This window comes from Kitasatospora sp. NBC_00039 (assembly GCF_045160625.1).
Classification (GTDB): domain Bacteria; phylum Actinomycetota; class Actinomycetes; order Streptomycetales; family Streptomycetaceae; genus Kitasatospora.
In genome coordinates this window covers 2898215-2925050 of the sequence record NZ_CP108289.1, presented here as the reverse complement: position 1 = coordinate 2925050, position 26836 = coordinate 2898215, and the positions used below count along the sequence as shown (strand labels likewise).

The window sequence follows — 26836 nt, the reverse complement described above, 5'->3', positions numbered from 1 at the left end:
TACTCCCCCGCGCACCACGGCGCCGCTCCGACGGTACCGTGCGTTTTCACACAGGGGGAACAAGAGTTCATGTCATCGCCACGTATATCCATGCGGCGTGCCCGGGCCGCCGCCGGCGCGTCCGCGCTCACGCTGGCCCTGCTCGCCACCACGTCGGCGTGCGGGCCGGACAACAGTTCGGCGGACGCCGGCGCGGCGGTCAGTGCCGCGGCCGCCGCGCTGCCCACCAATCTCGAAGACCTGAAGAAGTGGAAGTTCGAGGACTGGGAGAAGTGGGCGAAGGACTACGCGCTCCCGGCCGCCGTCGAGGGGTACTGGACCCTCGACAGGCTCCTCCACGCCAAGCCGGACGACCTCGCGCCGCCCGCCGCGCCGCCCGCCCCGGCCTCCCAGGCACCGGCCGCCTCGCAGGCGCCGGCCACCTCGGCTCCGGCCTCGCAGGCTCCGGCGTCCAAGCCGCCGGCCGGCCAGCCGTCGCAGCCCGCGCCGAAGCCGTCGAACACGCAGCAGCCGGCCTCCCAGGCTCCCGCACCGCCGGCCTCCCAGGCGCCGCAGCAGCCCCCGGCCTCCCAGGCGCCGCAGCAGCCCCCGGCCTCCCAGGCTCCCGCGCAGCCTCCGGCCCAGGCACCGCAGCAGCCCGGCGACAACGGCAACGACCCGGAGCCGAAGACCGTCAACGCGCAGCCGGTTCCGCACCCGTACACCAAGAACGTCGCGGCGTACGGAAAGATCATGTTCGCCGAGCCGGGGACGAAGGAGTTCAACCGCGTCTGCTCCGGCACCGTGGTGGCCGACCCGGCGCACCCGGGCAAGAGCAACCTCGTCTGGACCGCCGGCCACTGCGTCCACCAGGGCAAGGGCGGTTCGCCCTGGTCCAACGTCACCTTCATCCCCGCGTTCAACAGCAACGGCTCGGGCAGCGGCGGCAAGGCGGCCGACATGTCGCAGCTCGCCCCGTTCGGCACCTGGACGGCGACGCAGTACGTCACCTCCCCGGTGTGGAAGGCAGAGGGCGGCCAGACCGGCTCCGCGGCGACGCAGTACGACTTCGCGATCGTCAAGGTCAAGGCGAACAAGGACACCGGCAAGTCGCTGGAGGAGACGGTCGGCGGCGCGCTGCCCGTCTGGTTCAACGCCCCGCGTGACCAGCTGAGCATCACCGAGTACGGCTACCCCGCCGCGCCCCCGTACGACGGCAACGAGCTGCACCGCTGCGACAGCGGCAAGCCGAGCCGCATGTCCTGGGACCCGACCCGGCCGCCGATGCTCGCCATCGGCTGCACCATGACCGGCGGCTCCAGCGGTGGCGGCTGGGTGACCACCAAGGACGGCAAGCCCGTCCTGGTCAGCAACGTCTCCATCGGCCAGCACGACCGCGAGCCGAAGTTCCAGGCCGGTCCGTACCTGGACGACGTCGCCGCCGGCGCCTACGACTTCCTGTCGAAGAAGGGCTGAGCCCCGCCGCTCGACGACGACCGCCCCCGCACGGCTGCCGTGCGGGGGCGGGTCGCGTTCTGCTCCCGGCCACTCCGGGAACGCGGCTACTCCTGGAAAGCGGCCAGGTCGAGCGCGTTCAGCCGCTCCGGGTCGGTCAGTACGTCGATCGCCACGATCGTGCCGTCCACCACGGTGAACGCCATGATCGAGGCCGGCTTGCCGTTGGCGCCGATCACCACGACCCCGGCGGCGCCGTTGACCAGCGCCGGGCGGGCGTACGGTGCGAGCGAGCGGTACGTGACCGCCTGGCTCGCCACCATCTCGGCGCCGGTGAGCACCACCGTCCGGAGACGGGCCCGGCCGACCCCGCCGTCGGCGCGCAGCACCACGTCGGGGTCGAGCACGGCGAGCAGCGCTTCCAGGTCGCCGGTGCGGGTGGCGGCGAAGAAGGCGTCGACGGCCACCCGCTGCCGGGCGAGGTCCCGGTCGGGCGCGGGCGCCTGCCCCTGCACCTTGCGGCGGGCCCGGCTGGCCAGCTGCCGGGTGGCGGCCGCGGTCTTCTCGATCAGCGGGGCGATCTCCTCGAACGGCACCGCGAACAGGTCGTGCAGCACGAACGCCACCCGCTCGGCCGGCGACAGCGACTCCAGCACCACCATCAGCGCCAGCCCGACCGAGTCGGCCAGCAACACCTCCTGCTCCGGGTCGATCACGCCCTCGCGGGCGATCAGCGGATCGGGGATGCGCGACTCCAGCGAGTCCTCGCGCCGCTGCTCGCGCGAGCGCAGCAGGTTCAGGCAGACACGGCTGACCACCGTGGTCAGCCAGCCGCCGAGGTTCTCCACGTCGCTCGTGTCGGTGCGGTCGTACCGCAGCCAGGCCTCCTGGACGGCATCCTCGGACTCGCTGATCGAGCCGAGCATCCGGTACGCCACCGCGCGCAGATGCGGCCGGTGCTCCTCGAACAGCCCCGCCCGGTCCTCGGCCCGGCGCTCGCCCGAGAAGCCGGCCGGCAAAACTTTCTCGTCCACCGTGTCACATTCCTTCGTCGCCGCGGGTCATAGCTGCAGAACCACGAAGCTGCAGGACCACGAAACTAACGGCTGTGGCCGGGAGATCAACTTCCGGCCGGGACGAATCGGAGACGATCATGACGAACGCTCCCATCCTGGTGACCGGCGGCACCGGCACCCTCGGCGGCCACGTCCTCCCGCTGCTGCGGGCCGCCGGCCACGACGTCCGGGTGCTCACCCGCAGCGCGCGACCGGCCGCGGACGGCGTCGCGTACGCGGCCGGCGACCTGCTCAAGGGCGAAGGGATCGAGGAGGCGGTGGCCGGCGTCTCGACCGTGCTGCACCTCGCCGGCGGCGCCAAGGGGGACGACGAGGCCACCCGGAACCTCGTACGCGCCGCGCAGCGGGCCGGGGTGGAGCACCTCGTCTACATCTCGGTGATCGGGGCGGACCGGCTGCCGCTCGGCTACTTCCGCTCCAAGCTGGGCGCCGAGCAGGCCGTCGCCGACTCCGGTCTGCCCTACACCACGCTGCGGGCCGCCCAGTTCCACGACCTGGCGCTGAAGGTGGCGGCGGGGATGGCCAAGCTGCCGGTGGTCCCGGCCCCGGGCGGGATCCGCTGGCAGCCGGTCGACGCGCGCGAGGTGGCGGCGCGGCTGGTGGAGCTGGCGCTGGACGCGCCGGCCGGCCACGTCCCCGACCTGGCCGGGCCGACGGTCTACCCGATGGGCGAGCTGGTCCGCAGCTACCTCAAGGCGCGCGGGAAGAGCCGGCCGATGCTGCCGGTCCGCGTCCCCGGCAAGGTCGGCCGTGCCTACCGGGCGGGCGACAACCTGACCCTCAGGGGCGCCGAGACGGGCCGCCGGACCTGGGAGGCGTTCCTGGCCGAGCGGGCGGCCTGAACGCCGCGTCGGCGGGGCGGCCGGGGCGGGTCTGTCGGACACGGCACCTAGGCTGGCGGGCATGTCGCACTCACTGCTCGCCGCCGTCCGGGACACCGCGGCCGCCGAGGACTTCCTGCGCTGCACGGCGGACTTCGACCTCGGCGGCACCGGGCACGTGGAGGAGGTCGTGCTCGCCTCCGGTGACCGGCTGGAGCCGATCGGCGGGGACGGCGCCGGCGGCACCTACTTCTTCTGCGGGGAGGGCGGGGAGGAACGGCCCGTGCTCTACGCCGACTCCGAGGGCGGCGCCGCGGTGGTGGCGGTCGGACTCCCGGAGCTGCTGCGGCTGTTGCTGGCCGTCCCGTGGTGGCGGGACTGCCCGGGGTTCACCGCCGAGGAGAGCGCCGAGGCGGCCGGGTGGTACCTGGAGGACGAGCCGGGCCTGCTCGACGAGCGGGACGCGGCGGCCGCCGCCCTCGGGCTCGAACTCCCCACCGACGCCGAGGCGCTGGCCCGGCTCCGGTCGGTGGCCACCGGGCCCGGGCCGGGCCGCGACCTCGTGCTGCTCAATGCGGAGGAGGGCAACGCCTACGCCCCGCTCCTGCACTGATCCGCCGGGTCAGCCGATCACCGCGGGCCGGGCGGCGTTCGCCGCCGCCACCACGGCCTCGGTGGTGACCACCTTGGCGAACCGCATCGCGTGCAGCACCGTGCTGGTGGCGCGGGCGAGTTCGGCGGCGGGGACGGTGACGCCGTCGGGGCCCGCCATGTCGAAGGCGTGCATCGCGTCGGCCGGGAAGATCGCGTCGTAGCCGAGGTTGCCGGCCATCCGGGCCGTGGTCTCGTTGCAGACGTTGGTGATGATCCCGACGATGACCACCTGCCGGGCGCCCCGCTCCTGGAGCCAGGCGTGCAGGTCGGGCGTGCCGTAGAAGGCGCTGTTGACCTGCTTGGTGATGTGCAGGTCGGACTTGGCCGCCGCCACGAAGTCCTTGAGCTCGTACCCCGGGGTGCCCGGCACGAGCGGGCCGCCCTCGGAGGCGTGCTGCACCGTCACGATCGGCCGTCCGGTGCTCTCCCAGGCGTCGATGAGCTCGCCGATCCGCTGCTCGGCCCGGGGGTTGTCGCGCTCGCCCCAGAACGCGTAGTCCTCGAAGCCCTTCTGGACGTCGATGACGACGAGGACGGCGTCGGGGTCGAGGGTGAGGGGGGCGTCGAAGGCGCTGGTGTTCGTCATGTGTCCATCGTGCTGCGCCCCGGGGACCCTTCGTGAGGGGCGCTGCCGCCACCCATCGATAGTTTTCTGCCATGCGGATTGTGGGTTGCCTGATCTTCGAGGGTGTCCGGGCGTTCGACTACGCGGTGATCGGGGAGGTGTGGTCGAACCGGCTGACCCGGCCCGGGCTGCCGCGCTTCGAGCTGCGGGTCTGCGGGCCGGAGGGGGCGCGGGTGCGGCTGGGCGGCGGGCTGGAGCGGGTGCCGGACTTCGGGCTGGAGGCGCTGCCGGAGTGCGATCTGATCATCGTGCCGGGAATGGAGATGAACGAGCCGCGCGACCCGGCCGTCCTCGCCGCGCTGCGCGCCGCGCACGAGCAGGGTGTCACCATCGCCTCGCTCTGCGCGGGCGCGTTCGTCCTCGCCGAGGCCGGTCTGCTGGACGGCCGCACCGCCACCACGCACTGGGCGCTCGCCGGCGAACTGGCCCGCCGCTTCCCGGAGGTGGAGGTTCGCCCGGAGGTGCTGTTCACCGGTGAGGGCGACCTCTGGACGTCCGCCGGGGTGGCGGCCGGGATCGACCTCTGCCTGCACCTGGTCCGCGCCGCCCACGGCCAGCAGGCCGCCGCCACCATCGCCCGGGCCATGGTCACCGCGCCCTTCCGGACCGGCGGCCAGGCCCAGTTCATCCCCTCCCCGGTCCCGGACGACGCCGTGGACGACACGCTGGCCTGCGCCCGCGCCGAGATCCTGGCCGCGCTCGACACCCCGTGGACGGTCCGCCGGATGGCCGGGGTGGCGCTGATGTCGGAACGCTCCTTCGCCCGCCGCTTCGTCGAGGCGACCGGCACGACGCCGCTGCGCTGGCTGCTGGAGCAGCGGGTGCTCGCCGCCCAACGCCTGCTGGAGGAGACGGACCTGCCGGTGGACGCCGTCGCCGTCCGCTGCGGCTTCGGCTCGGCGGTGTCGCTGCGGCCCGCCTTCGTCTCCCGGGTGGGCGTGGCGCCGCGCGAGTACCGGCGGACCTTCCGGGGCCGGGCCGGTTAGGGCTTGCCCCTAGCGGATCGTCCCTCCCGGCGGCTGGGCGCTCACCGGCGCATTGCGATCCATGCGCGGGGCCAGCCCGTCCAGCAGGTTGGCCAGGCCGAACTCGAACAGGGCGTCCAGCTCCATGTCGTAGCCGTCCGGCAGCTCCGCCACCAGCCGGCTGAACACCGGGAACCGGCCCGAGGCGGCGAGCGCGCGGAGGGTGGGGAGCTGGCCGTCCATCCACTGGTCCTCGTCGACGCCGGTGGCGGCCCGGGCCTGGGCCTCCCGCTCCAGGTGGACGGCGATGCCCTCGACGTAGCTGTACAGCAGCACATGGATCTGCAGCACGTCCGGCGTGGAGAGGCCGTGGCCGTCCAGCGCGGAGAGCGACCACTCGGCGTGCGTCATCAGGTTGGGCAGCAGCAGCGGCCGGGTGACCGGGCTGATCTGGGCCAGCCAGGGGTGACGGCGGAACACCGCCCACAGCGTCCGGGCGCCCAGCTCCAGGCGGGCCCGCCAGCCGGCGGGCGGTTCGGCGGGGTAGGCGCCATCGCCGAAGGCCGCGTCGGCCGCCAGCAGGACCAGCTCCTCCTTGCTGGTGACGTGGCGGTACGGGGACATCGCGGAGACCCCGAGCCGGGCCGCGACGGCGCGCATCGAGAGCGTGGCCAGCCCCTCGGCGTCGGCCAGCTCCAGGGCCGCCCGGATGATCCGGTCCCGGCTCAACTCACCCTCGGGAGCAGCGGGTTGGGTCGGCCTGGTGGAGGCCTGGGCGAAAGTCGGGGCGGGCGCCTGGGCGGGTGCCTGGGCGGGGCCCGGGGTGGGGCTCGCCACGATGGTGCCGACGCGCGGGAGGGCCTCCACCAGGCCCTCCAGGCGCAGCACGGTGAGCGCCTTGGTGGCGGTGGCCAGGGCGACGCCCCAGTCCTGGGCGATCCGCCGGGTCGAGGGCACACGCTCGCCGGGGGCCAGCTCCCCGGTGGTGATGCGCCGTCGCAGGTCGGCGGCGATGCGCTGGAAGGGCGGGTCCGTCTCCGGTGCCATGCTGTCGAACTCCTCGGAAGATATTTTTTTCGCCACTGCCGGTCCTGTACTAGATCAGACGTCACCAGCGCGAATGTCTGTCACGAGCCTTCTGTACTAGCTCAGATGAGCTCCTTCGGTGCTGGTGTGGATCTTGCGGCGACCTGAATTTACGTCGTACATTCATCATGCTTACAGCGTACAGACACGCCGGCCCGGGCGCAGCAGTCCGGAGACGGCCGCACAGTGGCGGCCGTACCGGCACGGCAACGGGGGAGCCTCACATGAAGACCGTCCTCATCTCCGGCGGCGGCATCGCCGGCCACGCACTCGCGTTCTGGCTGCACCGCCAGGGCTTCGCCCCGACCGTCGTCGAGATCGCCCCCGCCCTGCGCGGCGGCGGCCAGGCGGTCGACATCCGGGGCGTCGCCCTCGGCGTGATCGAGCGGATGGGCCTGACCGGGCAGGTCCGCGCCGTCCGCACCCGGATGCGTGGCATGTCCGTCCTCGACCCCGACGGCAAGGAGGTGCACCGCTCCGTCGAGGCCACCTTCAGCAGCGGCCGGCTGGACAGCGACGACGTCGAGCTGCTTCGCGAGGACCTCGTCGCGATCCTGCACGAACACACGGCCGGCGACGTCGAGTTCATCCACGGCGACACCGTCACCGCCCTTCGCGAGGACGAGCACGGCGTCCACGTCACCTTCGCCCACGGCGGGCCCCGCACCTTCGACCTGGTGGTCGGCGCCGACGGCCTGCACTCCCGGGTCCGCACGCTGGCGTTCGGCCCGGAGGAGCAGTTCCTGCACCACCTCGGCACCCACCTCGCCATCTTCAGCGCCGACAACTTCCTCGACCTGGAGGACTGGCAGGTCTGGCACCGCGACGGCGACGCCGGCTACGGCATCTACCCGGTGCGCGGCAACAGCGAGCTGAGGATCGTCTTCGGCTACGGCAACCAGGACCCCGCCGTCCGGGACACCGAGCGGACCAGGCAGTTGGTCGCCGAGCGGATGGCGGCGCTGCGCTGGGAGACGCCCCGGATGCTGGAGGCGCTGCACCGCGCCCCCGACTTCTACGCCGACGCGATGGCCCAGATCCACCTCGACCACTGGTCCACCGGCCGGACCGTCCTGCTCGGCGACGCCGGCTACTGCGCCTCGCCGCTCTCCGGCCAGGGCACCAGCCTCGCCCTGGTCGGCGCCTACCTGCTGGCCGACGAACTCGGCCGCGCCCGGGCCGCCGGCGAGGGCCACCGTGCGGCGTACGAGCGGTACGAGGGGCGGATGCGTCCCTTCGTCGCCCTCAACCAGGCGCTCGCCACCGAGAACCCCGGCGGCCCGGCGGCAGAGGAGTCGGTCGAGCGGGCCAAGAACGCCATCGAGCTCGACCGCTGAGCAGACGCTCGCGTCACCTGCCGACGCCGGACCACATCACCACGGAGGAGACCACGATGAACGCCACCACCAGGGCAGACCCGCAGCCCGTCCGCTCCGACCTCGACCTCGGGGGCCGCCGCCTCTCCTACGTCGACTTCGGCGGCCCCGGCCGCCCGCTGCTCGCCCTGCACGGCCACCTCTCCGAGGGGCAGGGCTTCGCCGGAGTCGCCCGCGAACTCGGGCCCGAGTGGCGGGTCATCGCGCCGGACCTGCGCGGTCACGGCGACTCCGACCGCACCCCGGAGTACACCCGTGAGGGCTACCTGGCGGACGTCGTCGCCCTGCTGGAGCACCTCGGCCTCGGCCCGGTCCCCGTCCTCGGGCACTCCGGCGGCGCGATCACCGCGTACCAGCTGGCCGCCCGGCACCCGCACCTGGTCAGCGCGCTGATCAACGAGGAGGGCGCGGCCGCCCTCTCCACGGAGGGCCCCAGCCCGCTCGCCTTCGTCCTCGGCTTCCCCTACACCGCCCCCAGCAGGGAGGAGCTGCTCGCCTCCCTCGGCCCGGTGTTCGGTCCGATGTTCGGCACCCGGCTGCGCGAACTCCCCGACGGCGGCTGGCGCCTGCCCTTCCACCCGCAGGACACCGTCGACTCCGAGACCCTCGTCCACGGTGACCACTGGGCCGAGTGGCTCGCCACGGACTGCCCCGCGCTCCTGGTGGCCGGCAGCCGGATGCCCTGCCTGGACGCCGACCTGGCCAAGGCGATGGCGGACCGGCGACCCCGCACCCGGCTCGTCTTCCTCGACACCGACCACTTCGCCCACGACGGCGACCCGGCCGGCTTCGGCACGGCCGTCCGGGAATTCCTCGCCACGCTCGCCTGACGTACCGCCCGCGTGTCCGGGCGGCGCCCCCACGGCCCATGGCGGGCGTGGCGGTACCGGCCGGACACGGACCACAAATTGACCCATCATTTCTGCAAATAACTGCACCATGGAGCGGGTCGTTCCGGCGCCTAGAGTCGTAGACACAAGGCCACGGCGGAGCGCCGGAGCAGCCGCAAGACCAGGGAGAACACTGTGAACACCAGCACGAACACCGCCGCGCTGAAGCCCGTCCTGACCCGCGCCGCCGAGGCCGAGACCACCAGCGACCCGAGCAGCGTCATGACCCTGCTCGCCGACTGCGGCACCGACGGCAGCCCGATCACCAGCTACCGCTCCACCTTCGCCAAGGGCGCGGTCGGCGCCCCCGCCCACTTCCACACCCGCGCCTCGGAGCTTTTCTTCGTCATCGGCGGCGCCCTCCAGGTGCTGGTGGACGACGAGGTGAAGACCCTGCACGAGGGCGACTTCCTGCTCGTCCCCCCGCACACCCCGCACGCCTTCGCCGCGGCGCCCGGCTCCGAGGCCGACGTGCTGTTCACCTTCACGCCCGGCATGCCCCGCTTCGACTACCTGCGCCTGCTCGGCCGGGTGATGCGCGGCGAGGCGAGCCCGCAGGAGATCAAGGACTCCTCCGAGCAGTACGACAACCACTACGTCGACAGCCCGCTGTGGCGCGCCACCCTGGAGGCGGCGGCCAAGTAACGGTCGTGGCGCGCCCGCCGTCAGGGGTGGGCGAACGCCGTGCTGGCGAGGGCGACCTGCGCCGCGGTGCCGCCCAGGATGCTCAGCACGGCGTTGCGCCGCCACAGGTGCAGGCCGAGCGTGGCGGCCAGGCCGAGGACGGTGGGCGCGGCGTAGGGCGGGCTGGTGTGGGGGAGGTCGCGCAGGGGGTAGACGGTGAGGATCACCGTGACGCCGACCGGCATGCGCGCGCTCAGGCAGTGGAGCGTGGCGCCGGCCCGGAGCGGGGCGAGAGCGGCGAAGGGGAGCGCGCGCAGCCCCCAGGTGACGGCGGTCGAGACGCCGATGGCGGCGAGCAGGTAGGGCGTGTCAGGGACGGGCCGGGGTGGGGATGTCGCGCCGGGCCCGGTAGGCGTCGACGGCCAGGACGACGAACAGTGCGGTCAGCGCGAAGTCCAGCCTGAAGAAGATCAAGGGCGACGACTGAGGGCGTACCCCGGGGGTGGCGGCCCCCGGTGCCGCCACCCCCGGGGTGCGGGTCAGCAACTGCAGTGCCACTCGTGGTCGAGCGGCGGAGTCCGGTCCGGCACGGGCGTGGGGTTGACGGTGCGTGCGGCGGTCGCGGGGTGGACGGTCCGGCCGGCCTTGAGGGTCTCGGCGATCTCGATGTGCTGGATCTCCTCCGGGTCGACCGTCACCGGGTTGACGCTGAGGATCACCAGGTCGGCGAGCTTGCCGACCTCGATGCTGCCCTTGCGGTCCTGCTCGTCGTACTGCTGGGCGGCGTTGATGGTGATCGAGCGGACGGCGTCCAGGGCGGACACGCACTGCTCCGGCCCGAGGACGACCTTGTCGGTGCGGGTGCGGCGGGTGACCTGGCTGGACAGGATGGCGATCGAGTTGGGCAGCGCCACCGGGGCGTCGTGGTGCGAGGTGTAGGCCATGCGCCGGTCGAGCGCCCAGCGCGCCGGGGAGATGTTCGCGGCCCGCTCCTCGCCGAGGACGGTCTTCCGGTACCAGTCCCCCCAGTAGAACGTGTGCATGGAGAAGAACGACGGGATGATCCGGAGCAGCGCGAACTCGTTGATCTGGTCCTCGCGGGCGGTCTGCGCGTGGATCGCGACCGTGCGCCGGTCGCCGGGCCCGGCTTTCGCGGCGGCAGCCCTGACCGCGCCGATGAACTGGTCGATCGAGGCGTCCCCGTTGACGTGCGCGAGCACCTGCCAGCCCTTGGCGTACGCCGTGAGCACCTGCCGGAGAACGACGGCGTCGTCCTTGATGGCCGGGTAGCCGCAGTAGTCGTCCGGCTCGTTCCCCGGCGGCGTCTTGTACGGCTTGCTGAGCCAGGCCGTGCGCCCCTGCGGCGAACCGTCGAGGAACATCTTCACGCCCGCCGCCCGCACGCCGTTGACGTACTCCGGGCTCGCGCCGACCGGGTCCGTGTCCGGGTCCTTCTCCAGGGCGGCCGTGGCCTGGTCGGCGCGCGCGTAGGCGACGACGTCGATCTCGAACGGCACGGCGGCGGCGATCTCCCGCAGCGCGCCCAGGTTCGTCAGGGTGGCGCCGCCCTCCTGGACGGTGGTGAAGCCGAACGCGGCCGCCGATGCCGCGCCCTTGCCGAACAGTCCGAGCTGCGCGGCCATCGGGAGGCCCGCCAGCGCCGTGTCCGAGGCGGGGGAGAAGGCCGTCTCCTCCAGCACCCCGTTCGGCTCGCCGTGGGGCTCGGCGATGACGTCCTCCCACCGGCGGATGACCCCGCCCTCCGGGTCCTTGCGGTTCGAGTCGTAGCCGAGCGCCTCCAGCCCGAGGCTGTTGACCGCCCCGAGGTGGAAGGACTGGTGGATCGCCAGCACCGGCCGGGAGGTGGAGACCTCGTCCAGGTCCTTCCGGGTGGGGTGCTGCTTCTCCGCCAGCATCGCGTCGTCGTAGCCGAACCCGACGATCCACTCCGACTCCTGCCCGACGTCGGTGTCCGCCCAGTTGCGCAGCTTCTGCTGCAGCGAGGCGATGGTGGTGACGTCGCCGTCCGGGGCGGCCAGCAGATTGGCGATGGTGGCCTGGAGGCCGATGCCGCCGAGGTGGCCGTGGGCGTCGATGAACCCGGGGAGCAGCGCCCGGCCTTCGAGGTCGCGCACCTTCGTCCGGAGGCCGCCCCAGCGGTCGACGGCCTCGGCGTGGTCGCCGACGAAGACGATGACGCCGTCCTTGACCGCCACCGCCTCGGCGGTGGGCGGCTCGGTGACGGTCACGATCTCGCCGCCGTGGAGGATGAGGTCGGCCTCCTCGTACGGTGCCGGAGTCTGAGGTGTCGTGTGCTGCTGATCGGCCATGGCCGGGTCCCCTTGCCAACGGATACGTTCGGTGCTGGTGGGGCTACCCAAGGTGATCGCGTTCAACCTGGCGGATCCCGAAAGCGCGCCCGGCGGTGCGGCACGGCCGGCGGGGCCGGTAGGCGGGGTGGCAGCCCTCAGCGCCGCCACCCCGCCCGGGACTTTGCGTCGGACGGGGTATCGGCGCGTGAAGGGCGATCGGTTGAGCCAAACCCCACCTTGGGGGGAACGTGGTGCGGAAGGGGCGGGGAAGTGCGCCGGGCGGCGCCCGCCGATCAGACGGCGAGGACGTCCGGGGCCTGATCGAAGCCGCGCTCGGTGAAGCCCGGAGCCGGGGCGATCAGCGCCCACGCGAGCTTGCCGACCCCAGCCGCACGCGGACAGCAACCCCAGCGCTCGGCCAGCTCGTCGACGAGAAGGAGGCCGCGCCCGCTCTCGTCGTCGGCGGACGAGGGGCGGACCGTCGGTCGCCCGCCGCCCGCGTCGTGGACCTCGATCCGGAGGCGGTCCGTGATCAGCGCGAACCGGATCTCGACCATCCGGTCCGGCGGCGCGTCACTGTGCCGGACCGCGTTGGCGAACAGCTCGCCGAGCAGCAACTCGGCGATGTCCGCGTACCGTTCGCCCCTCGGCATCCCGGCCAGGTACGCGCGCAGCATCAGGCGCGCGAGCGGCGTGGACCCGGGCCGGGAGTCGAGCCGCGCCGCGAACGCACGCGGCCGGCGGGAATCGGGGTGGAGCGGCCGACGGTTGGCACGGTTCTTGGGCATGGCGTGGCTACCTCCTGGGGTGATGGGGGGAGTGGAACGGGCTCGCGAGAAGGCGCGCGGAATCACACTGCGCAAGCAAAGGATTGCGTTCCGGTGTCAATCATCGGGGTGCGGAGATACGGTGACGACCGATCCGGAGTACCGGTCACGTGCAGCACGTGAGGGGAGACGACGTGTCACACCGGCGAGCGAAGCAGGGGCCAACGGCAAGCTCGGCCGTGATGTTCGGCGAAGAGCTGCGGTTCTACCGGGAGATGCTCGGCTACACGCAGGAGGAGCTGGGCAAACTCCTGCACTGCAACCGGACGAACATCACCCGCTACGAGAGCGGCAAGCGCCGGATGCCGATCGACTCGGTGGAGGACGCGGACCGGGTGCTCAGCACGGGCGGCCTGCTGAAGCGGCTCTGGGAACGGGTCGACTGGGATGCGGAGATCGAGCACCCGGACTGGTTCCGGGACCATGCGGACATGGAAGCCGAGGCGGTTGCCGTCAGGGTCTTCCAGTACGGCTACATGCATGGGCTGCTGCAGTGCCAGGAGTATGCGCGGGCGATGTTCGCGGCCGGTGACGATGCTGGGAACCTCGACCTCATCGAGGAGCGGACGGCGGCGAGACTGGCCCGGCAGGAGCGCTTCCTGGTGCAGGACGGCCCGCTGCTGCTTGCCGTCCTCGATGAGAGCTCCATCCGATCGGTCGTCGGTGGACCGAAGGTGATGTGCCGCCAGATGGAACACCTGTTGCGAGTCATGGAGCTCCCGAACGTCCTCGTTCAGGTTGCTCCGTTCACATCCCGCTCCACGATCATCAACACGTCGATGGTGCTCCTGGAGATGCCTGACGGGCAGCGGTGGGTCTACTCGGAGAGCCTCGATCGAGGCTCTCCGAGCGACGTTCCGGCCATCGTCTCAGGCCATCACCGCACCTATGATCGGCTGCGCGGCGACATTCTCTCGATGAGGGACACGCGCGCGCTGATCACCGATGCGCTGGAAGGGTTCAGGGATGACGAGGAACGAGCTCGCCGCAGCCGTCTGGCTCAAGAGCAGCTACAGCGGAACCAACGGCGGCGACTGTATCGAGGTGGCCCCCGGATTGCCCGGCGTCGTCCCCGTCCGTGACTCCAAGGACCCGCAGGGCCCCGCCCTCCTCTTCCCCGCCTCCGCCTGGCGCTCCTTCATTGCCGCCGTCCGGGTCGGCGACTTCCCCGGCTGACCGGTCAACTACGGTCACGAACGATCCCGCTCAACGGCTTTCGACCAGTACCGGTCCCGTGCTGGTGCAGTGAGTAACCGAACCGTTACCTTCACTGACTGTGCACGGATGACCCCTGTTCGACTCGACCGAGGCGGTAGGCATGGCACAGGACCCCCGTATCGACGTTGCGTTCACCCTCCGGGAAGGCGGTGCGGAGCCCACCCGGGACGAACTGGCGGAACTCGCCGGCTCCCTCAAGCCCGAGGTCTGGTTCTCCACTCCGCTGTCCGACGCCGAACCGGGTGAGGGCGGGCGCGAGCCCGACTTCACCTGGGACCTCTCCGGTGCTCCGTACAAGGGGCAGGTCGCGACGGGCAAGGCGGCCGTCTACCTCGCCAACTCGAAGTTCGGCCTCAACCGGCCCTTCATCTTCGCGGACGGGTTCAACTACGGCGAGAGCGACCTCCCCGGGCTGTTCGCGTACTTCAACACGCCCTACGGCACCAAGCAGGGCCTCTTCGACCAGCTGCTCAGCAGCGGCTTCGACGTGATCGTGCTCGGCTTCACCGAGCGGCACACCCACATCCAGGCCAACGCCGAGGTCGCGATCGCCGCGATCCGCCGGACGATCCAGGAGCGCAAGAGCGACATCCCGCTGACCGTCGGCGGGGTGAGCATGGGCGGCATGATCACCCGCTACGCGCTCGCCAAGATGGAGGCCGAGCAGTCCGACCACGAGACCGCCACGTACCTCTCCTACGACACCCCGCACAACGGCGCCTGGATCCCGCTGATCCTCCAGCAGATGGCGTACTTCTTCGAGGACTTCACCCCCGCCGGGTCCGACGGCGTCAAGCAGGCCGAGCTGATCCGGAGCCCCGCCGCGCAGCAGCTGCTCTGGGCCTGGGTGGAGAACTCCAAGTACTCGGGTGAGGTGGCCACCGCCAGTGAGCTGCGCGGGGAGTTCCTGCGGGACCTCGCCGCCGTCGGCAACTTCCCGCAGCGCCCGCTCAAACTCGGCGTCTCCAACGGCCGGCGTGACGGCGTCGGCCGCCCGCTGCCGGCCGGTGAGGTGGCCTTCGACTGGCAGGCACTGATCGCCAGCGCCACCGCCCGGTTCCAGGCGGACAAGAGCGAGAAGAAGCCGATCGGCGGCATGCACCTCGGCCTGGCGCTGCGCCGCAGCACCACCACCGAGGTCCCGGCGCTGGACGGCGCGCCCGGTGGCACCCTGGAGTCCTTCGGCCTGGTCGCGGACGCGCTGAAGGCGAAGATCGCCCACGAGTACCGCAGCGGCGCCTTCGTGCCGTCGGTCAGTGCGGCGGCGCTGGACTTCGACCCGGTGAAGTGGGACGTCAACCTGAACCTCTCCATCACCGACGCCGACCTCGAGCGCGGCCACCTGGACGAGGTCGCGTTCGACGACGACAACCACCCGCACAGCCTGGTCTCCGGAGTCCTGATCGACTGGATCGTGGAGCACCTCGCCGGCTGACCCCGCCCGCCTGCCGAAACCGGTTCGGAGCACCCCCGCGCATGGGCTACGATTTACCTCATCACCCAGATGCGCGGGTGGCGGAATAGGCAGACGCGCTGGATTCAGGTTCCAGTGCCCGAAAGGGCGTGGGGGTTCAACTCCCCCCTCGCGCACAGAGAAGTACCGACGAAACGGTGCCTCCCACAGTGACGGAAGTCGCTGTGGGAGGCACCGTTTCGGCTTTTGCGCCGCCCTGCGGGAACCTTCGCTCAAGAACTGACGCCCCACTCGCACCGTACGGCGTCGCACGACGCCGCGCACCGGCTGCCCGCCCCCGCCAGGGGCGGGCAGCCGTCGTCGTTCCCGCGGCGATGTGCTCGACCCGCTGTGAGCACACGCCTGACGGCCCGGTATTTTCGCGCGGAGCGCGGATCCCAGCGTGCCCGATTCCTGTGAGATGGAGCCCGATGACCGATCAGATGAGTGTCGCCCTCGTCAGCCTGCTCTTCACCGGCATATTGATCCTCGTACCACTGGCGGGGGCCGTCGTCGCCGCCCTGTTCATCCGCCGCCGCGGGCGCAACGCCCGCCTGGCCATGGCCGGTTGCCTGGTCACGGCGCTGGGGCCGCTGGTCCTGGCCCTCGGCATGGCACTGGGCTCGGACACTCTCTACGGCAAGGTCGGGCTCGCCGCGGCGGTCGGCGTGCAGTCGGCGATCACTGCCGTGTTCTCCCTGGTCGGGCTCGGCCTGGTGCTCGCCGGAGCACTCGCCGCGCCGGTGCCGCCGCCGGCGGCCCACGGGGGTGGGCAGGTCTTCGTACAGCCGGTCGCGGATACCGCATACCCGGCCTGACCTGCCGCTGGAGCCGGAGCCGGCCGCCGGTGCTCAGGCGAGGCCGACCTCCGGCAGGGTGGTCGCGTCGGCCGTGAGCCGGTGCCGGCGGCCCGGGCCGCCCGCCCCTGCCGTCGGAGCACGGTCGCACCGCCACCGCCCGGCCGGGAGGCCTCAGTTCAGGAACGCCGCCGTGGTCGCGACGAACCGCCCGGGGTCGTCCACCCAGGGGTTGTGGCCCGCGCCGGGCTGCTCGACGTACGTGGCGTCGGGGAACAGGGCGGCGAACTCGGCCATCGCCGGCGGCGGGCTGTTGAGGTCGAACTCCCCGGCGAGCACGAGGACGGCGCCCTCCCAGGCGGCGAGCGCCGCACGGGTGGCCTCCGGGGCGAAGGCGCCGTCCGAGCCGAAGGCGCCGACCACGTCCGGGTTGGTCGGGAGGGTGGTCACGTGGTGGCGTTGCGCCGCCTCGTCCCACCGGCCGTAGCCGAAGGGGGCGATGGCCTCCCAGTCGCTGCCCGTGCCCGCGGCGATCGCCTGCAGCGCGGCGGACGCGGCCGGGTACCACGGCTCACCCGCCCGCAGCCGGGCGGTCTCCTGCCGGGTCTCGCCGCTGATGGCGATGCCGACGGCCCGGGTGCTGGGGGTGATCAGGGCGAGCCGGCCGACATGCTCCGGATGCCGGGCCACGTACTGGGCCGCCAGGTTGGCGCCGGCGCAGTGGGCGAGCAGGTCGATCCGCGGGAGCCCGAGGTGGGTGCGGAGCGCCTCGACGTCCTCGACCATGCGATCGCAGCGGTAGGAGGAGGGGTCGGCCGGCACCGCGGACCGGCCGGTGCCGCGCGGGTCCAGTACGAGCAGCCGGCGGTGCGCGGAGAGGCCGCCGAGCTCGCCGAGGTAGGCGGAGTCCGTGGGGCCGCCGGGGAGGCAGACGAGCGGCTCGCCCTCCCCGTGAACACGGTAGGAGAGCAGGGTGCCGTCGGGCGCGGAGAAGGTGGGCATGGCGTGGATCATGTCAGCGGCCTTCCCCGCCGGACAAGCGGATCCGGTCGGCGCCGTGTCCTATGCTGATCTCCGATTCAAGATCAACGGGGGATGTGCACGCCATGCTGACGAACTCTCTGCGCCGGACCATGCCACCGCTGGCCGCGCTCGCCGCGCTGGCCCTGGCACTGACCGGCTGCGGGCCGGACAACAACGAGCAGCCGGCCTCGAACGGGAAGGGCACGGGAACGTACGCCGACCCGTTCCCGTTGAAGTCGCCGGCCGACGCGACGGTGGCCGGGTACCTGAACGACAGGATCCAGGTGAGCGTCACCCCGGTCTCCGTCGTCAAGGGCGACAAGGCCGAGGTGGAGAAGCTCGGCATCGGGCTTCTCGCCGGAAAGACGCCGTACTACGTCACCGCCACCTACACCCACAAGGGCGGCCCGGAGGACATCGGCGCCTACGCCGCCAAGCTCTCACTGCACTCGGACGCCGAGCACGCCTACCAGAACGCGCCGGCCTGGGGTGCCGACTTCCCGCCCTGCCAGGAGGGCAGCGACGCCGCCCTCAAGCTGACCCCGGGCAAGACCGTCACGACCTGCGAGATCTTCCTCGTGCCGGAGACCGTCCAGCCGGTCTTCGTCGCCTACAAGGGCGACGAGAAGGCCGCGGCCGAGGTGGTCTGGAAGATCGGCTGACCGTCGGCCGTGCTTCCGTCGGCCGTGCTTCCCGTCGGCCGTGCCGCCCCGAGGTCGTTGCACGTGCCCTCGTCGGCGCCGGCGAAACCGATCGCGGATCGGAAAGTGGACGGGCCCGGCTCCACGGTGGAGACGCGAAAGCTCAGGGCAGCTCCTGCTCGGCCCAGATGGTCTTGCCCTGACGGGTGTAGCGGCTGCCCCAGCGGTTGGTGAGCTGGGCGACCAGGTAGAGGCCGCGGCCGCCCTCGTCGGTGAGGCGGGCGCGGCGCATACGGGGCTGGGTGGCGCTGGGGTCGGAGACCTCGCAGGTCAGGCACTCGGCGCGGATGAGGCGGACCTCGACCGGGCCCCCGGCGTAGCGGATCGCGTTGGTGACCAGCTCGCTGAGCACCAGTTCGGTGGTGAAGACCAGATCCTCCAGCCCCCAGGCGCGCAGCCGCTCCGTCGCCCGCTCGCGGACCAGGGCGACGGCGGCCGGGTCGGCGTCCACCGGCCAGGCGGCGGTGGCCTCCGCCGGCACCGCGCGGGTGCGGGCCAGCAGCAGGGTGACGTCGTCGGCGCGCGCGTTCGCGGGGCGGCCGGCGACGAGCGCCCGGCCCAGTTCGGGCAGCGGCGCGGTGACGGCGCCGGGGAGGGCGAGGCGGCGGCGCAGTTCGTCCATGCCGTCGTCGAGGTCGCCGCCGCGGCCGTGGATCAGTCCGTTGGTGTAGAGCGCGAGGAGGCTGCCGGGGGCCAGCTCGACCTCCGTCACCTCGAAAGGCAGACCGCCGACGCCCAGCGGCGGGCCCGGCTGTACGGGCACGTACTCGACGGTGCCGTCCGGGGCGGCGACGGCGGGCGGCGGGTGGCCGGCGGAGGCGATCGCGCACCGCCGCGACACCGGGTCGTAGACCGCGTACACGCAGGTCGCTCCGGAGGCGACGGCGCGGCGGTGGGCGGGCCACCCCTCGTCACCCGGCCTCCCGCCCGGTCTGTCGCCCGGCCTCGCGCCCGGCGTCTCGCCCGGGGGTCCGCCGGGGCTCCCGCCGTGCTCGTCGTCGGGGTCGGCGTCGGGGTCGGCGTCGGGTTCGTCGGTCTCGACCAGCAGCCGGGAGACCAGGTCGTCCAGGTGGACCAGCAGCTCGTCCGGTTCCAGGTCCAGGTCCGCTAGGGTGCGGACGGCGGTGCGCAGGCGCCCCATGGTGGCGCTGGCCTCCAGCCCGTGGCCGACGACGTCCCCCGTGACCAGCGCGACCCGGGCCGAGGAGAGCGGGATCACGTCGAACCAGTCGCCGCCGATGCCGGTGGCGGTGTCGGTGGGCAGGTAGACGCTGGCGGTGCTCACGGCGGCGGTCTCGGTCTGCGACGGCGGCAGCAGGCTGCGCTGGAGGCCGACGGCGGCGCGGCGCTCGCGGGTGTAGCGGCGGGCGTTGTCCAGGGCGAGGGCGGCGCGCGCGGTGATCTCGCGCAGGAGGTCCAGGTCGGCCGGCTCGTACGGAGGGCGGTGCGGGGCGCGCCGGACGGTCACCCGGCCGAGCAGGACGCCGCGGGCCCGGAGCGGGGCGGTCATGGCGGCGGGGGACAGGGCGGGGGAGAGGTCCGGGGGGAGGGCGGGGGCATCGGTGGCGGGGGGTTCGGCGGTCGGGGGTTCGGTGGTCGGGGGTTCGGTGGCGGGCGAGCCGGAGACCGGGCCACGCCGGTCCGGCTGCTCGGACGGGCCGGGCCGCCCGGGCGGGTCGAGCGCCTCGGACGGGTCGGACGGGTCGGGCGCGAGGTCATCGGGCCCGGTGGCGACGGCGGTCCGGCGGAGCGCGGGCCGGCCGTCGCGGTCGGGGGCGGATTCCTCGCCGCTGAACACCGCCTCGGCGATCTCGACCACGGCCAGGTCGGCCAGGCCGGGCGCGAGGACGGCGGCGAGTTCCTCGGCGGTGCCGGCGACGGAGAGCGAGCCGCCGACCGCCGCGGTGGCACGGTGCAGCACGGCCAGGCGTTCGCCCGAGCGGTGGAGTTCGGTGACGTCGGTGAACAGCGCGGTGACGCCGATCGTGTGCCCGTCGGGGGCCTGGAGCCGGAACGCGGAGACCGCCATCACCGCGCCGGTGCCCGGGTCCTCGATCGTCCGGACCACCTCCTCGGCCAGCACCAGCGGACGGCCGGTCTCCAGCACCTCGTGGAGGTGGCGTTCGACCGTCGCGGCGTCGTCGGGCTGGAGGAAGTCGCCCAGGCGGTGGCCGTTCAGGTTCGGCGGGAGGCCGGTGTAGGGGAGCAGGTGGGTGTTGGTCCTGACCAGCCGCAGCCGCTCGTCGAAGACGGCGAGGCCGACCCGGTCCTGGAGGAAGAGCTCCTGGGTGAAGGCCTGGTCCTGCCGCCACTGGGCCACCAGGCCGGCAGGGGCGGCGAGCACGAAGTACCGGGATGCGCCGTCGTCGCCGTTGTCGCTACTCCGGCCGTTGTCGTCGTTCGGACCGTTGTCGTCGTCGGGGCCGGTCCCGCTGGTCGGGCCGGTCCCGCTGGTCGGGCCGGTCCCGCCGTCCGCGAGCGGCAGCACCTGGAAGACGACCCTCAGCTCCTCGCCCCGCCCCGACCGCACCACGGCCCGCCCGGACCAGGCGTCGGCCGTCCGCCCCGCCAGCAGCGCGGGCCAGGTCGCCGGGTCGGCGAGCAGCTCCCGGGCCGGCCGGCCGCAGACCTCGTCGGCGCGCAGCGCGAGCAGTTGCTCGGCCGCCGGCGTCCAGCTGGTGATCCTGCCGTCCGCGGCGAGCAGGACCCCGGCCGCGCCGTCGACGAAGGGGAACCTCCGGCTGTCCATGTGCGCACCTCGGGTGTGTTCTCGCCGCCTCGGCCGTCGGCGGGCCTCTCACGTCCGCCCCCCGCCATCATCCCTCGGCCGTCATGACTCGGCCGGGCAGGGACGTCGGCCCCGGGCGGGTACGAGGTGCGGGTGCGGCGCGGGCACGGTGGGCGCGTGGCCGGGTGTGACCGAGTGCGAGGGGCGTGCGGGGCGGGCGTGCGCGAGGGCTTCTCGCCATGGAGCTCTTATTGTACTCTCCGTCTAATAAGCGGGGTCGGCGGGAACCCCGCGCAGGGCACGCACCTGGAGGCAGCCATGGCTCGGACCGGCGCGACGGGCTCGGCGACAGGAACCCACGGCCACCACAAGGCCCACCCCACCGAGGCCCACCCCACCGAGGCCCACACCACCAAGGCCCACGGCCACAGCCCGGCCGACGACGACGTCTCGCAGCGGCTGCTCGACTCGGCCGCGACCCTCTCCTACGACCCGGCGACCGAGATCGACTGGGACGCCCCGCTCCCCGCGGGCGAGTACGGGCTCAACCCCGAGTGGAGCACCCTCTACGGCACCCGGCTCTGGGACGAGATGACCGAGGAGCAGCGGGTCACCCTGACCCGGCACGAGGTCTGCTCGATCATGACCACCGGCATCTGGTTCGAGATGATCCTGCAGCAGATGGTGCTGCGCGACCAGTACCTGAAGAACCCGGCCGACGCCGGGTTCCGCTTCGCCCTCACCGAGATAGCCGACGAGTGCCGGCACTCGATCATGTTCGCCCGCGCCTGCGAGAAGATGGGCGTCCCGCAGTACCGGCCGAACAGCGTGATCGCGCAGGCCGGCCGACTCTTCAAGGCCACCGCCAAGGGCGAACTCGCCTACGGCGGCATCCTGGTGGCCGAGGAGGTGCTCGACGTCATGCAGCGCGACTGGATGCGGGGCGAGAACGTCCTCGACATCGTCCGCGGCACCTCCCGGATCCATGTGGTCGAGGAGTCCCGGCACATGAAGTTCGCCCGGCAGCAGATCCGTGAGCGGATGCGCCACGCATCGCCCGCACGCCGGCGGGCCGCCGCCACCGGTATCGCCGCCGGCGCCTTCGTCATCGTCAGCAGCATGGTGCACCCCGGCGTCTACACGGCCGCCGGCCTCGACCGCGAGCGGGCGGTCGCCGAGGTGCGCGCCAACGAGCACCGCAAGGCGATGATGCGCACCAGCTCGCGGCACCTGATGGCGTTCCTCGCCGAGTGCGGCCTGCTCACCAAGGCCTCCGCGGCGGTCTACCGCCGCGTCCACATGCTCTGACCTGCTCCCGACCGAACCCCCACGCAGCGAGGACCCCACCCCGGCCATGGCCTACGCGATCACCCAGACCTGCTGCAACGACGCCTCCTGCGTCTCCGTCTGCCCGGTCAACTGCATCCACCCCGCCCCCGGGGAGCCGGACTTCGGCAGCACCGACATGCTGTACATCGACCCGGCCGCCTGCATCGACTGCGGTGCCTGCGCCGACGCCTGCCCGGTCGACGCCGTCCACCCCGTCGACCGGCTCGCCGGGCCCGACGCCGTCTTCGGTGACCTCAACCGCGACTACTTCCGCGACCACCCGAACGACCACGCCTGGGGCGCGCCCGTCTTCCCCCGCAGCCTGCCGAACGGCCTCGGCACGCTGCGCATCGCCATCGTCGGGACCGGCCCCTCGGCGAGCTACACCGCCCAGTCGCTGCTGCGCACGACCGGCGCCGAGATCACCATGATCGACCGCCTGCCGGTCGCCGGCGGCCTGCTCCGGCACGGTGTCGCCCCCGACCACCAGGCCACCAAGCGGATCGCCGAGAGCTTCGCGTCCGTCTTCCACCACCCGCGCCTGACCGTCCACCTCAACGTCGAGATCGGCCGCGACCTCAGCCACGCCGAACTCGCCGCCCACCACCACGCGGTGGTCTACGCCGTCGGCGCCGCCGCCGACCGCCGGCTCGGCCTCCCCGGCGAGGACCTCCCCGGCAGCCTGCCCGCCACCACCCTCGTCGGCTGGTACAACGCCGACCCCACCCTGCCCGCCGACGCCGTCGACCTCACCGCCGAACGCGTCGTCGTCATCGGCAACGGCAACGTCGCCGTCGACGTCGCCCGGATCCTCGTCCTCGACCCCGGCACCCTCGCCGCCACCGACATCGCCGACCACGCCCTCGCTGCCCTGCGCGGCAGCCGGGTGCGCGAGGTGGTGCTGCTCGCCCGGCGCGGACCGGAGGACGCGGCCTGGACGCGGCCCGAGTTCCTCGCCCTCCGGTACCTCCCCGGCGTCGAGCTGGTCGTCGAGGACCACCCGGACGTCCGGGCCGCCATCGACGCCGCCGCCCCCGGCTCCAAGGCCGCGCTGCTCGCCGGGCTGCCCCTGGAGACCACCGACACCGGACGGCCGCCGCGCCCCGGCCGGCGGATCGTGCTGCGCTTCCTCGCCACGCCCACCGCGCTCGCCGGCGAGGACCGCGTGACGGGCGTCGAGACGGGCGGGACCACGATCGCCGCGGGCCTGGTCGTGCGGTGCATCGGTTACCGCGGTGTGCCCGTCCCCGGCCTGCCCTTCGACGAAGGCACTGCGGCCGTCCCGAGTCGCGACAGCCGCGTCCTCGACCCGTCCACCGGCCGCCCGCTGCCCGGCACCTACGTCGTCGGCTGGGCCAAGCGCGGCCCCTCCGGCGGCATCGGCGCCAACCGTGCCTGCGCCCGGGAGACCGTCGACGCCTTCCTCGACGACGCCACCGCCGGCACCCTCCCCGAACCCACCGGCACCGCCAAGGACTTCGCCCGCCTCGTCCGCACCCGCCGCCCGGACGCCATCGGCCTGCGGCAGCTCCGTGCCATCGACCGCGCCGAACGCAGCCTCGGCGAGGCCGCCGGCCGCCCCCGAGTCAAGTTCGCCACCGTGGCCGAGCTGCTGGCGGCGGCCCGCCGCTGAGCGCCGGCCCGGCCGGGCCGCAAGGGCTCGGACGCAGGACGCCGGGCCCCCGTGGCCGCCGCCGTGACCCTCGTGGCCGACACCATGACCCCCGTGCAGGGCGTCGACCCCGAGGCCACCGAGCAGGACCGGCAAGCAGTACCCGATGACCACCACCGGCGCGAAGGGGAGCAGCGCCGAAAGCCCCGCGCGGCTTCGACGGATCCCCCCGTCCCGCCACGCCCCCTGCCCACTCCGGCGGCACCGCTCTCCGGTGCCACGGAGATCGTGACAGTCCGGGGCCCGTTCGCACATTGCCAGGACCAGGCAATCTTGACGCCGTTATGACACCCGGGAACGCGCAGGGACTGCCGTGCGGACCGCCGGTCAGAGCGCCTGTTCGGGCCAGTTCAGCAGCCGGGCGCCCATCGCGGCGGTCTCCAGGGTGTACCGGTGCAGGGCGTCCGACGTGTCGTAGCCGGTCAGCGCCCGGATCCGCTCCAGCCGGTAGCCGAGCGTCCGCACACTCAGGCCCAGCCGGCGGGCGGCCTCCGCGTTGACGTACCCGGTCTCGGCCTGCACCGCGAGGGTGTCCAGCAGCGGCCGCGCCCCGCCCCGGGCCGAGGTCAGCGGGCCGAGCACGTTGCGCACCAGGTCGGCCATGGCTGCCCGGTCGCGCATCAGGACCGGGAAGACCAGCAGCTCCTCCGCCTTCAACTGCCGGGCGGGCAAGGCGAGCCGCTCCCCGTAGTCCAGCGCGCCGAGCGCCTCCTCGTAGCTGCGGGCCACACCGCCCGCGCCCGAGTGCCGGCGGCCGGTCGCCACCCGCAGCACCGGCCGGTAGCCGGGGCCGGGGCGCAGCGACAGCCCGGCGAAGGCCTCCAGGACGGCGCGGTCGTTGTCGGTCGCGATGCAGACCAGCCGACCGTCCTTGCTCGCCAGCAGCACGTCACGCTCGCCGAACCGGCCGACCAGCTCCCGTTCCACCCGGTGCACCAGCGGGTGGGCCTCCGGGTACGCCTCGTCGCCGACCGCCACGGCGACGGTGTACCCGCCGGCCAGCCGCAGCCCGAACCGCTCGGCGTGCTCGGCGAGCAGGCCGAGGTCGCTGCGCCCGTACAGCAGGTCGTCGATGAACTCCCGGCGGGCCGCCGCCTCCTGACGGGCGGCCGTCCGCTGCGCCCGCTCGTGCCCCTCTCCGAGCGCGGCGAGCGCGGCTTCGGCGGCGGCCAGCACGGCATCACCGGTGCGGCGCAGCTCGGTGACGGACGCGGCGGCGGTGACCCCGGGCAGGGTCTGCCAGGCCTGCCGGGTGACGCCGAGGCAGTACGCGACCAGTTCGCGCAGCCCGTGCCCGGCCTCGGCGCCGCGCTCGCCGAGCGCCCGCAGGCCCTCCAGCTCGGCGCGGCGCAGCAGCCGCCCGGTGCGGGAGACGTCGTCGAGCAGGTCGAGGCAGTGAAGGCCCAGTTCGGCGGGTATGCCCCGATCGTTCCCCGGATCGTTTCCCGTTGTCATGCCGATCTGCCCCGCCCCCGGTGATCATGGTGTTCCGGGGGCGGACTTTATCGGACTCATGACGCCGCGGATCGCCCGGGAGGCGGGGCGCGGGGCCACTCCGGCGGGTGCCGCCTGCCCGGCCGCCGAACGGCAGCAGTGGCGCCGGAGCTGCGGGGCCGGGCTGGGCTGCGGGACCGGGTGCCGGAGCTGCGGGGCCGGGCTGGGCGTGATCTTCGACAGCTGCCGCGCCCGACCGGGGCAGCCGTAGGGCGGTTCCGCCCGCGGCCGCGAAAGCCGTTCGCCCCGGGGTGCCCGGCACCGGCAGGCTGGATCCCCATGCAGCAGTCGAACCTTCGCGAGATCCGCGCCGACCACGACGCCGACACCATCGTCGTCTACCAGGCGTACGCCCCGGCCGTCGCCGCCGCCGCGCTCGCCGCCGGCCGCTTCGTGCCGCCGTTCTCCTTCGGGCGGATGACGTGGATCAAACCGTCGTTCCGCTGGCTCATGCACCGCAGCAACTGGGCGCAGAAGCCCGGCCAGGAGCGCGTCCTCGCCGTCCGGATCACCCGCGCCGGCTGGGAGGAGGCGCTCTCCCGCGCCGTCCTGACCACCGCGGACCCGGCCGCCGTCGCCCGCGCGGAGGTGCACGTCCAGTGGGACCCGGAACGCTCCCTGCGCGGCGCCGCGCTCAACCACTACAGCATCCAGGTCGGCGTCGGCCGCTCGCTGATCCGCGCCTACGCCGAGGAGTGGATCACCGGGATCATCGACCTCACCCCGCAGGTCCGGAAGATCGCCGCACTGGTGCAAGGCGGTCGGGCCGCCCAGGCCCAGCGCCTCCTGCCGCCCGAGCGCCCGTACTCCCTGCCGCCGGAGCTGGCCCGGCGGCTCGGCTGAGGGCCGCCCGGGGGCGCCTTACTGATCGTTTCAGAATGAGTTGAGCTGTGGGCGCATGCCAGCCGGTGAACGATGTCGGAAAGCCGTGTGAGCGAGAACTGCATGCACGGTTTGAAGCGGCGGGGACTGGAGACGGAGTATCAGCCACCGCGCCAGTCCCCGACCTACTGAGATGGTCACACCCACCTCCTGTTCGTGAACACAAGCCCAGCATGGGGTAGATCTGGAAGACTGCTGCACGGCGCGATCTGGCGTCAGGGCAGGGAAGCCAGAGGGGTGGGAGAGCCGCTGTGGAACCGATCATCATCGTTCTGATCATTCTGGTGGTGCTTGTCTTCATCGCCTTGATCAAAACGATCCAGATCGTTCCGGAGGCCAGCGCCGTAATTGTGGAGCGCTTCGGGCGTTACACCCGCACGCTCAACCCCGGTCTGAACATCGTCGTCCCGTTCATTAGCACCATCCGCTACCGGATCGACCTGCGTGAACAGGTCATGACGATTCCACAGCAGCAGGTGATCACGCAGGACAGGCTGGTCGTCGACATCGACACCGCCGTCTCCTACAAGGTGACCGATGCGAGGGCCGCCACCTACGACGTCGCCAGCTACACCCAGGCAATCGAGCAGCTCACCGTCGCCACGTTGCGCAGCATCGTCGACGACATGGACCTGGAACGGATCCTTACCTCCCGCGACGAGATCATTGCTGGCCTACGCGGTGTGCTCGACGAGAACACCGCCCGCTGGGGTATCCGCGTCCACCGCGTTGAGTGCAAGGTGGCGGCACCGCACACCTTCATCCAGGGCTCGATTGAGAAGCAGATGCACGCCGACCGGAACAGGCGCCCCGTCGTCCCGGCCGGCGGGACCGGAGGGACACGTAGCA

General features: G+C 72.9%; 24 protein-coding genes, 1 tRNA gene and 1 pseudogene. 17 read left to right on the top strand and 9 right to left on the bottom strand.

Annotated elements, in window-relative coordinates:
- The first annotated feature begins 69 nt into the window (after positions 1-69).
- Positions 70-1455 (top strand): trypsin-like serine peptidase, encoded by a 1386-nt coding sequence (locus OG286_RS13035; RefSeq protein ID WP_396325018.1) that lies wholly within the window; start codon positions 70-72, stop codon positions 1453-1455.
- 86 nt (positions 1456-1541) lie between these two features.
- Here the strand turns inward: OG286_RS13035 and sigJ are convergent, their stop codons facing one another.
- Positions 1542-2453 carry an RNA polymerase sigma factor SigJ gene (sigJ, locus tag OG286_RS13030; protein ID WP_396325056.1) on the bottom strand — a complete coding sequence of 304 codons (912 nt, stop codon included), beginning with the start codon at positions 2451-2453 and terminating at the stop codon, positions 1542-1544.
- 134 nt (positions 2454-2587) lie between these two features.
- Between sigJ and OG286_RS13025 the strand changes: the two genes are divergently transcribed.
- Both OG286_RS13025 and OG286_RS13020 read left to right on the top strand, forming a co-directional pair.
- Positions 2588-3352 (top strand): SDR family oxidoreductase, encoded by a 765-nt coding sequence (locus tag OG286_RS13025; protein ID WP_396325019.1) that lies wholly within the window; start codon positions 2588-2590, stop codon positions 3350-3352.
- Positions 3353-3413: 61 nt separating this feature from the next.
- Positions 3414-3944, top strand: a complete 531-nt coding sequence (locus OG286_RS13020; protein WP_396325020.1) for a hypothetical protein — start codon at positions 3414-3416, stop codon at positions 3942-3944.
- Positions 3945-3953: 9 nt separating this feature from the next.
- Here OG286_RS13020 and OG286_RS13015 read toward each other — a convergent pair whose 3' ends face one another.
- Positions 3954-4571, bottom strand: a complete 618-nt coding sequence (locus OG286_RS13015; protein ID WP_396325021.1) for a cysteine hydrolase family protein — start codon at positions 4569-4571, stop codon at positions 3954-3956.
- 71 nt (positions 4572-4642) lie between these two features.
- Between OG286_RS13015 and OG286_RS13010 the strand changes: the two genes are divergently transcribed.
- Entirely contained in the window at positions 4643-5596 is a 954-nt protein-coding gene (locus OG286_RS13010) for a GlxA family transcriptional regulator (protein WP_396325022.1), read from the top strand.
- A 9-nt stretch (positions 5597-5605) separates the two neighbouring features.
- On the opposite strand, the gene OG286_RS13005 is transcribed toward OG286_RS13010, so the two are convergent.
- Complete coding sequence (locus OG286_RS13005) at positions 5606-6622, bottom strand: TetR/AcrR family transcriptional regulator C-terminal domain-containing protein (RefSeq protein WP_405365266.1); 1017 nt, start codon at positions 6620-6622, stop codon at positions 5606-5608.
- A 263-nt stretch (positions 6623-6885) separates the two neighbouring features.
- On the opposite strand from OG286_RS13005, the gene OG286_RS13000 reads away from it, so the two are divergent.
- The 3 genes from OG286_RS13000 (at position 6886) to OG286_RS12990 (ending at position 9572) form a co-directional block, all read left to right on the top strand.
- Positions 6886-7998 carry an FAD-dependent monooxygenase gene (locus OG286_RS13000; RefSeq protein ID WP_396325024.1) on the top strand — a complete coding sequence of 371 codons (1113 nt, stop codon included), beginning with the start codon at positions 6886-6888 and terminating at the stop codon, positions 7996-7998.
- A gap of 56 nt (positions 7999-8054) precedes the next feature.
- On the top strand, positions 8055-8867 hold the full coding sequence (locus OG286_RS12995; protein ID WP_405365264.1) for an alpha/beta fold hydrolase: 813 nt from the start codon (positions 8055-8057) through the stop codon (positions 8865-8867).
- 195 nt (positions 8868-9062) lie between these two features.
- Complete coding sequence (locus tag OG286_RS12990; protein ID WP_396325026.1) at positions 9063-9572, top strand: cupin domain-containing protein; 510 nt, start codon at positions 9063-9065, stop codon at positions 9570-9572.
- Positions 9573-9592: 20 nt separating this feature from the next.
- Here the strand turns inward: OG286_RS12990 and OG286_RS12985 are convergent, their stop codons facing one another.
- The 3 genes from OG286_RS12985 to OG286_RS12975 all read right to left on the bottom strand — a co-directional run bounded on the left by OG286_RS12985 (position 9593) and on the right by OG286_RS12975 (position 12651).
- The gene (locus OG286_RS12985; protein ID WP_405366051.1) at positions 9593-9910 is read right to left on the bottom strand and encodes a branched-chain amino acid transporter permease; all 318 of its coding nucleotides are present in this window, start codon (positions 9908-9910) and stop codon (positions 9593-9595) included.
- Positions 9911-10090: 180 nt separating this feature from the next.
- Complete coding sequence (locus OG286_RS12980) at positions 10091-11881, bottom strand: amidohydrolase (RefSeq protein ID WP_405365262.1); 1791 nt, start codon at positions 11879-11881, stop codon at positions 10091-10093.
- 275 nt (positions 11882-12156) lie between these two features.
- Entirely contained in the window at positions 12157-12651 is a 495-nt protein-coding gene (locus tag OG286_RS12975) for an ATP-binding protein (protein ID WP_405361559.1), read from the bottom strand.
- Positions 12652-12872: 221 nt separating this feature from the next.
- Between OG286_RS12975 and OG286_RS12970 the strand changes: the two genes are divergently transcribed.
- The 5 genes from OG286_RS12970 (at position 12873) to OG286_RS12950 (ending at position 16179) form a co-directional block, all read left to right on the top strand.
- Positions 12873-13772 carry a helix-turn-helix domain-containing protein gene (locus OG286_RS12970; protein ID WP_405365261.1) on the top strand — a complete coding sequence of 300 codons (900 nt, stop codon included), beginning with the start codon at positions 12873-12875 and terminating at the stop codon, positions 13770-13772.
- Complete coding sequence (locus tag OG286_RS12965; protein WP_396325030.1) at positions 13735-13866, top strand: DUF397 domain-containing protein; 132 nt, start codon at positions 13735-13737, stop codon at positions 13864-13866. The genes OG286_RS12970 and OG286_RS12965 overlap by 38 nt, the downstream gene beginning before the upstream one ends.
- A gap of 142 nt (positions 13867-14008) precedes the next feature.
- Entirely contained in the window at positions 14009-15343 is a 1335-nt protein-coding gene (locus tag OG286_RS12960) for a hypothetical protein (protein ID WP_405365259.1), read from the top strand.
- Positions 15344-15414: 71 nt separating this feature from the next.
- Positions 15415-15498, top strand: a tRNA-Leu gene (locus tag OG286_RS12955).
- Between the two features lie 294 nt (positions 15499-15792).
- On the top strand, positions 15793-16179 hold the full coding sequence (locus OG286_RS12950) for a hypothetical protein (protein WP_396325032.1): 387 nt from the start codon (positions 15793-15795) through the stop codon (positions 16177-16179).
- A 153-nt stretch (positions 16180-16332) separates the two neighbouring features.
- Here OG286_RS12950 and OG286_RS12945 read toward each other — a convergent pair whose 3' ends face one another.
- Positions 16333-17160 (bottom strand): alpha/beta fold hydrolase, encoded by an 828-nt coding sequence (locus OG286_RS12945; RefSeq protein WP_396325033.1) that lies wholly within the window; start codon positions 17158-17160, stop codon positions 16333-16335.
- Between the two features lie 104 nt (positions 17161-17264).
- On the opposite strand from OG286_RS12945, the gene OG286_RS12940 reads away from it, so the two are divergent.
- The gene (locus OG286_RS12940; protein ID WP_396325034.1) at positions 17265-17843 is read left to right on the top strand and encodes a hypothetical protein; all 579 of its coding nucleotides are present in this window, start codon (positions 17265-17267) and stop codon (positions 17841-17843) included.
- Between the two features lie 142 nt (positions 17844-17985).
- Here the strand turns inward: OG286_RS12940 and OG286_RS12935 are convergent, their stop codons facing one another.
- Entirely contained in the window at positions 17986-20631 is a 2646-nt protein-coding gene (locus tag OG286_RS12935; RefSeq protein ID WP_405365256.1) for a SpoIIE family protein phosphatase, read from the bottom strand.
- A gap of 297 nt (positions 20632-20928) precedes the next feature.
- Here OG286_RS12935 and OG286_RS12930 point away from each other — a divergent pair, with 297 nt between their 5' ends.
- Both OG286_RS12930 and OG286_RS12925 read left to right on the top strand, forming a co-directional pair.
- Positions 20929-21918, top strand: a complete 990-nt coding sequence (locus OG286_RS12930) for a diiron oxygenase (RefSeq protein ID WP_405365254.1) — start codon at positions 20929-20931, stop codon at positions 21916-21918.
- Between the two features lie 46 nt (positions 21919-21964).
- Positions 21965-23572 (top strand): FAD-dependent oxidoreductase, encoded by a 1608-nt coding sequence (locus OG286_RS12925; protein ID WP_396325037.1) that lies wholly within the window; start codon positions 21965-21967, stop codon positions 23570-23572.
- A 366-nt stretch (positions 23573-23938) separates the two neighbouring features.
- On the opposite strand, the gene OG286_RS12920 is transcribed toward OG286_RS12925, so the two are convergent.
- On the bottom strand, positions 23939-25066 hold the full coding sequence (locus OG286_RS12920; RefSeq protein WP_396325038.1) for a PucR family transcriptional regulator: 1128 nt from the start codon (positions 25064-25066) through the stop codon (positions 23939-23941).
- A gap of 318 nt (positions 25067-25384) precedes the next feature.
- Here OG286_RS12920 and OG286_RS12915 point away from each other — a divergent pair, with 318 nt between their 5' ends.
- Positions 25385-25948 (top strand): DUF4291 domain-containing protein, encoded by a 564-nt coding sequence (locus tag OG286_RS12915; RefSeq protein ID WP_396325039.1) that lies wholly within the window; start codon positions 25385-25387, stop codon positions 25946-25948.
- 290 nt (positions 25949-26238) lie between these two features.
- A pseudogene (locus OG286_RS12910) lies at positions 26239-26805 on the top strand (SPFH domain-containing protein); the annotation flags it as partial.
- Positions 26806-26836 lie beyond the last annotated feature (31 nt).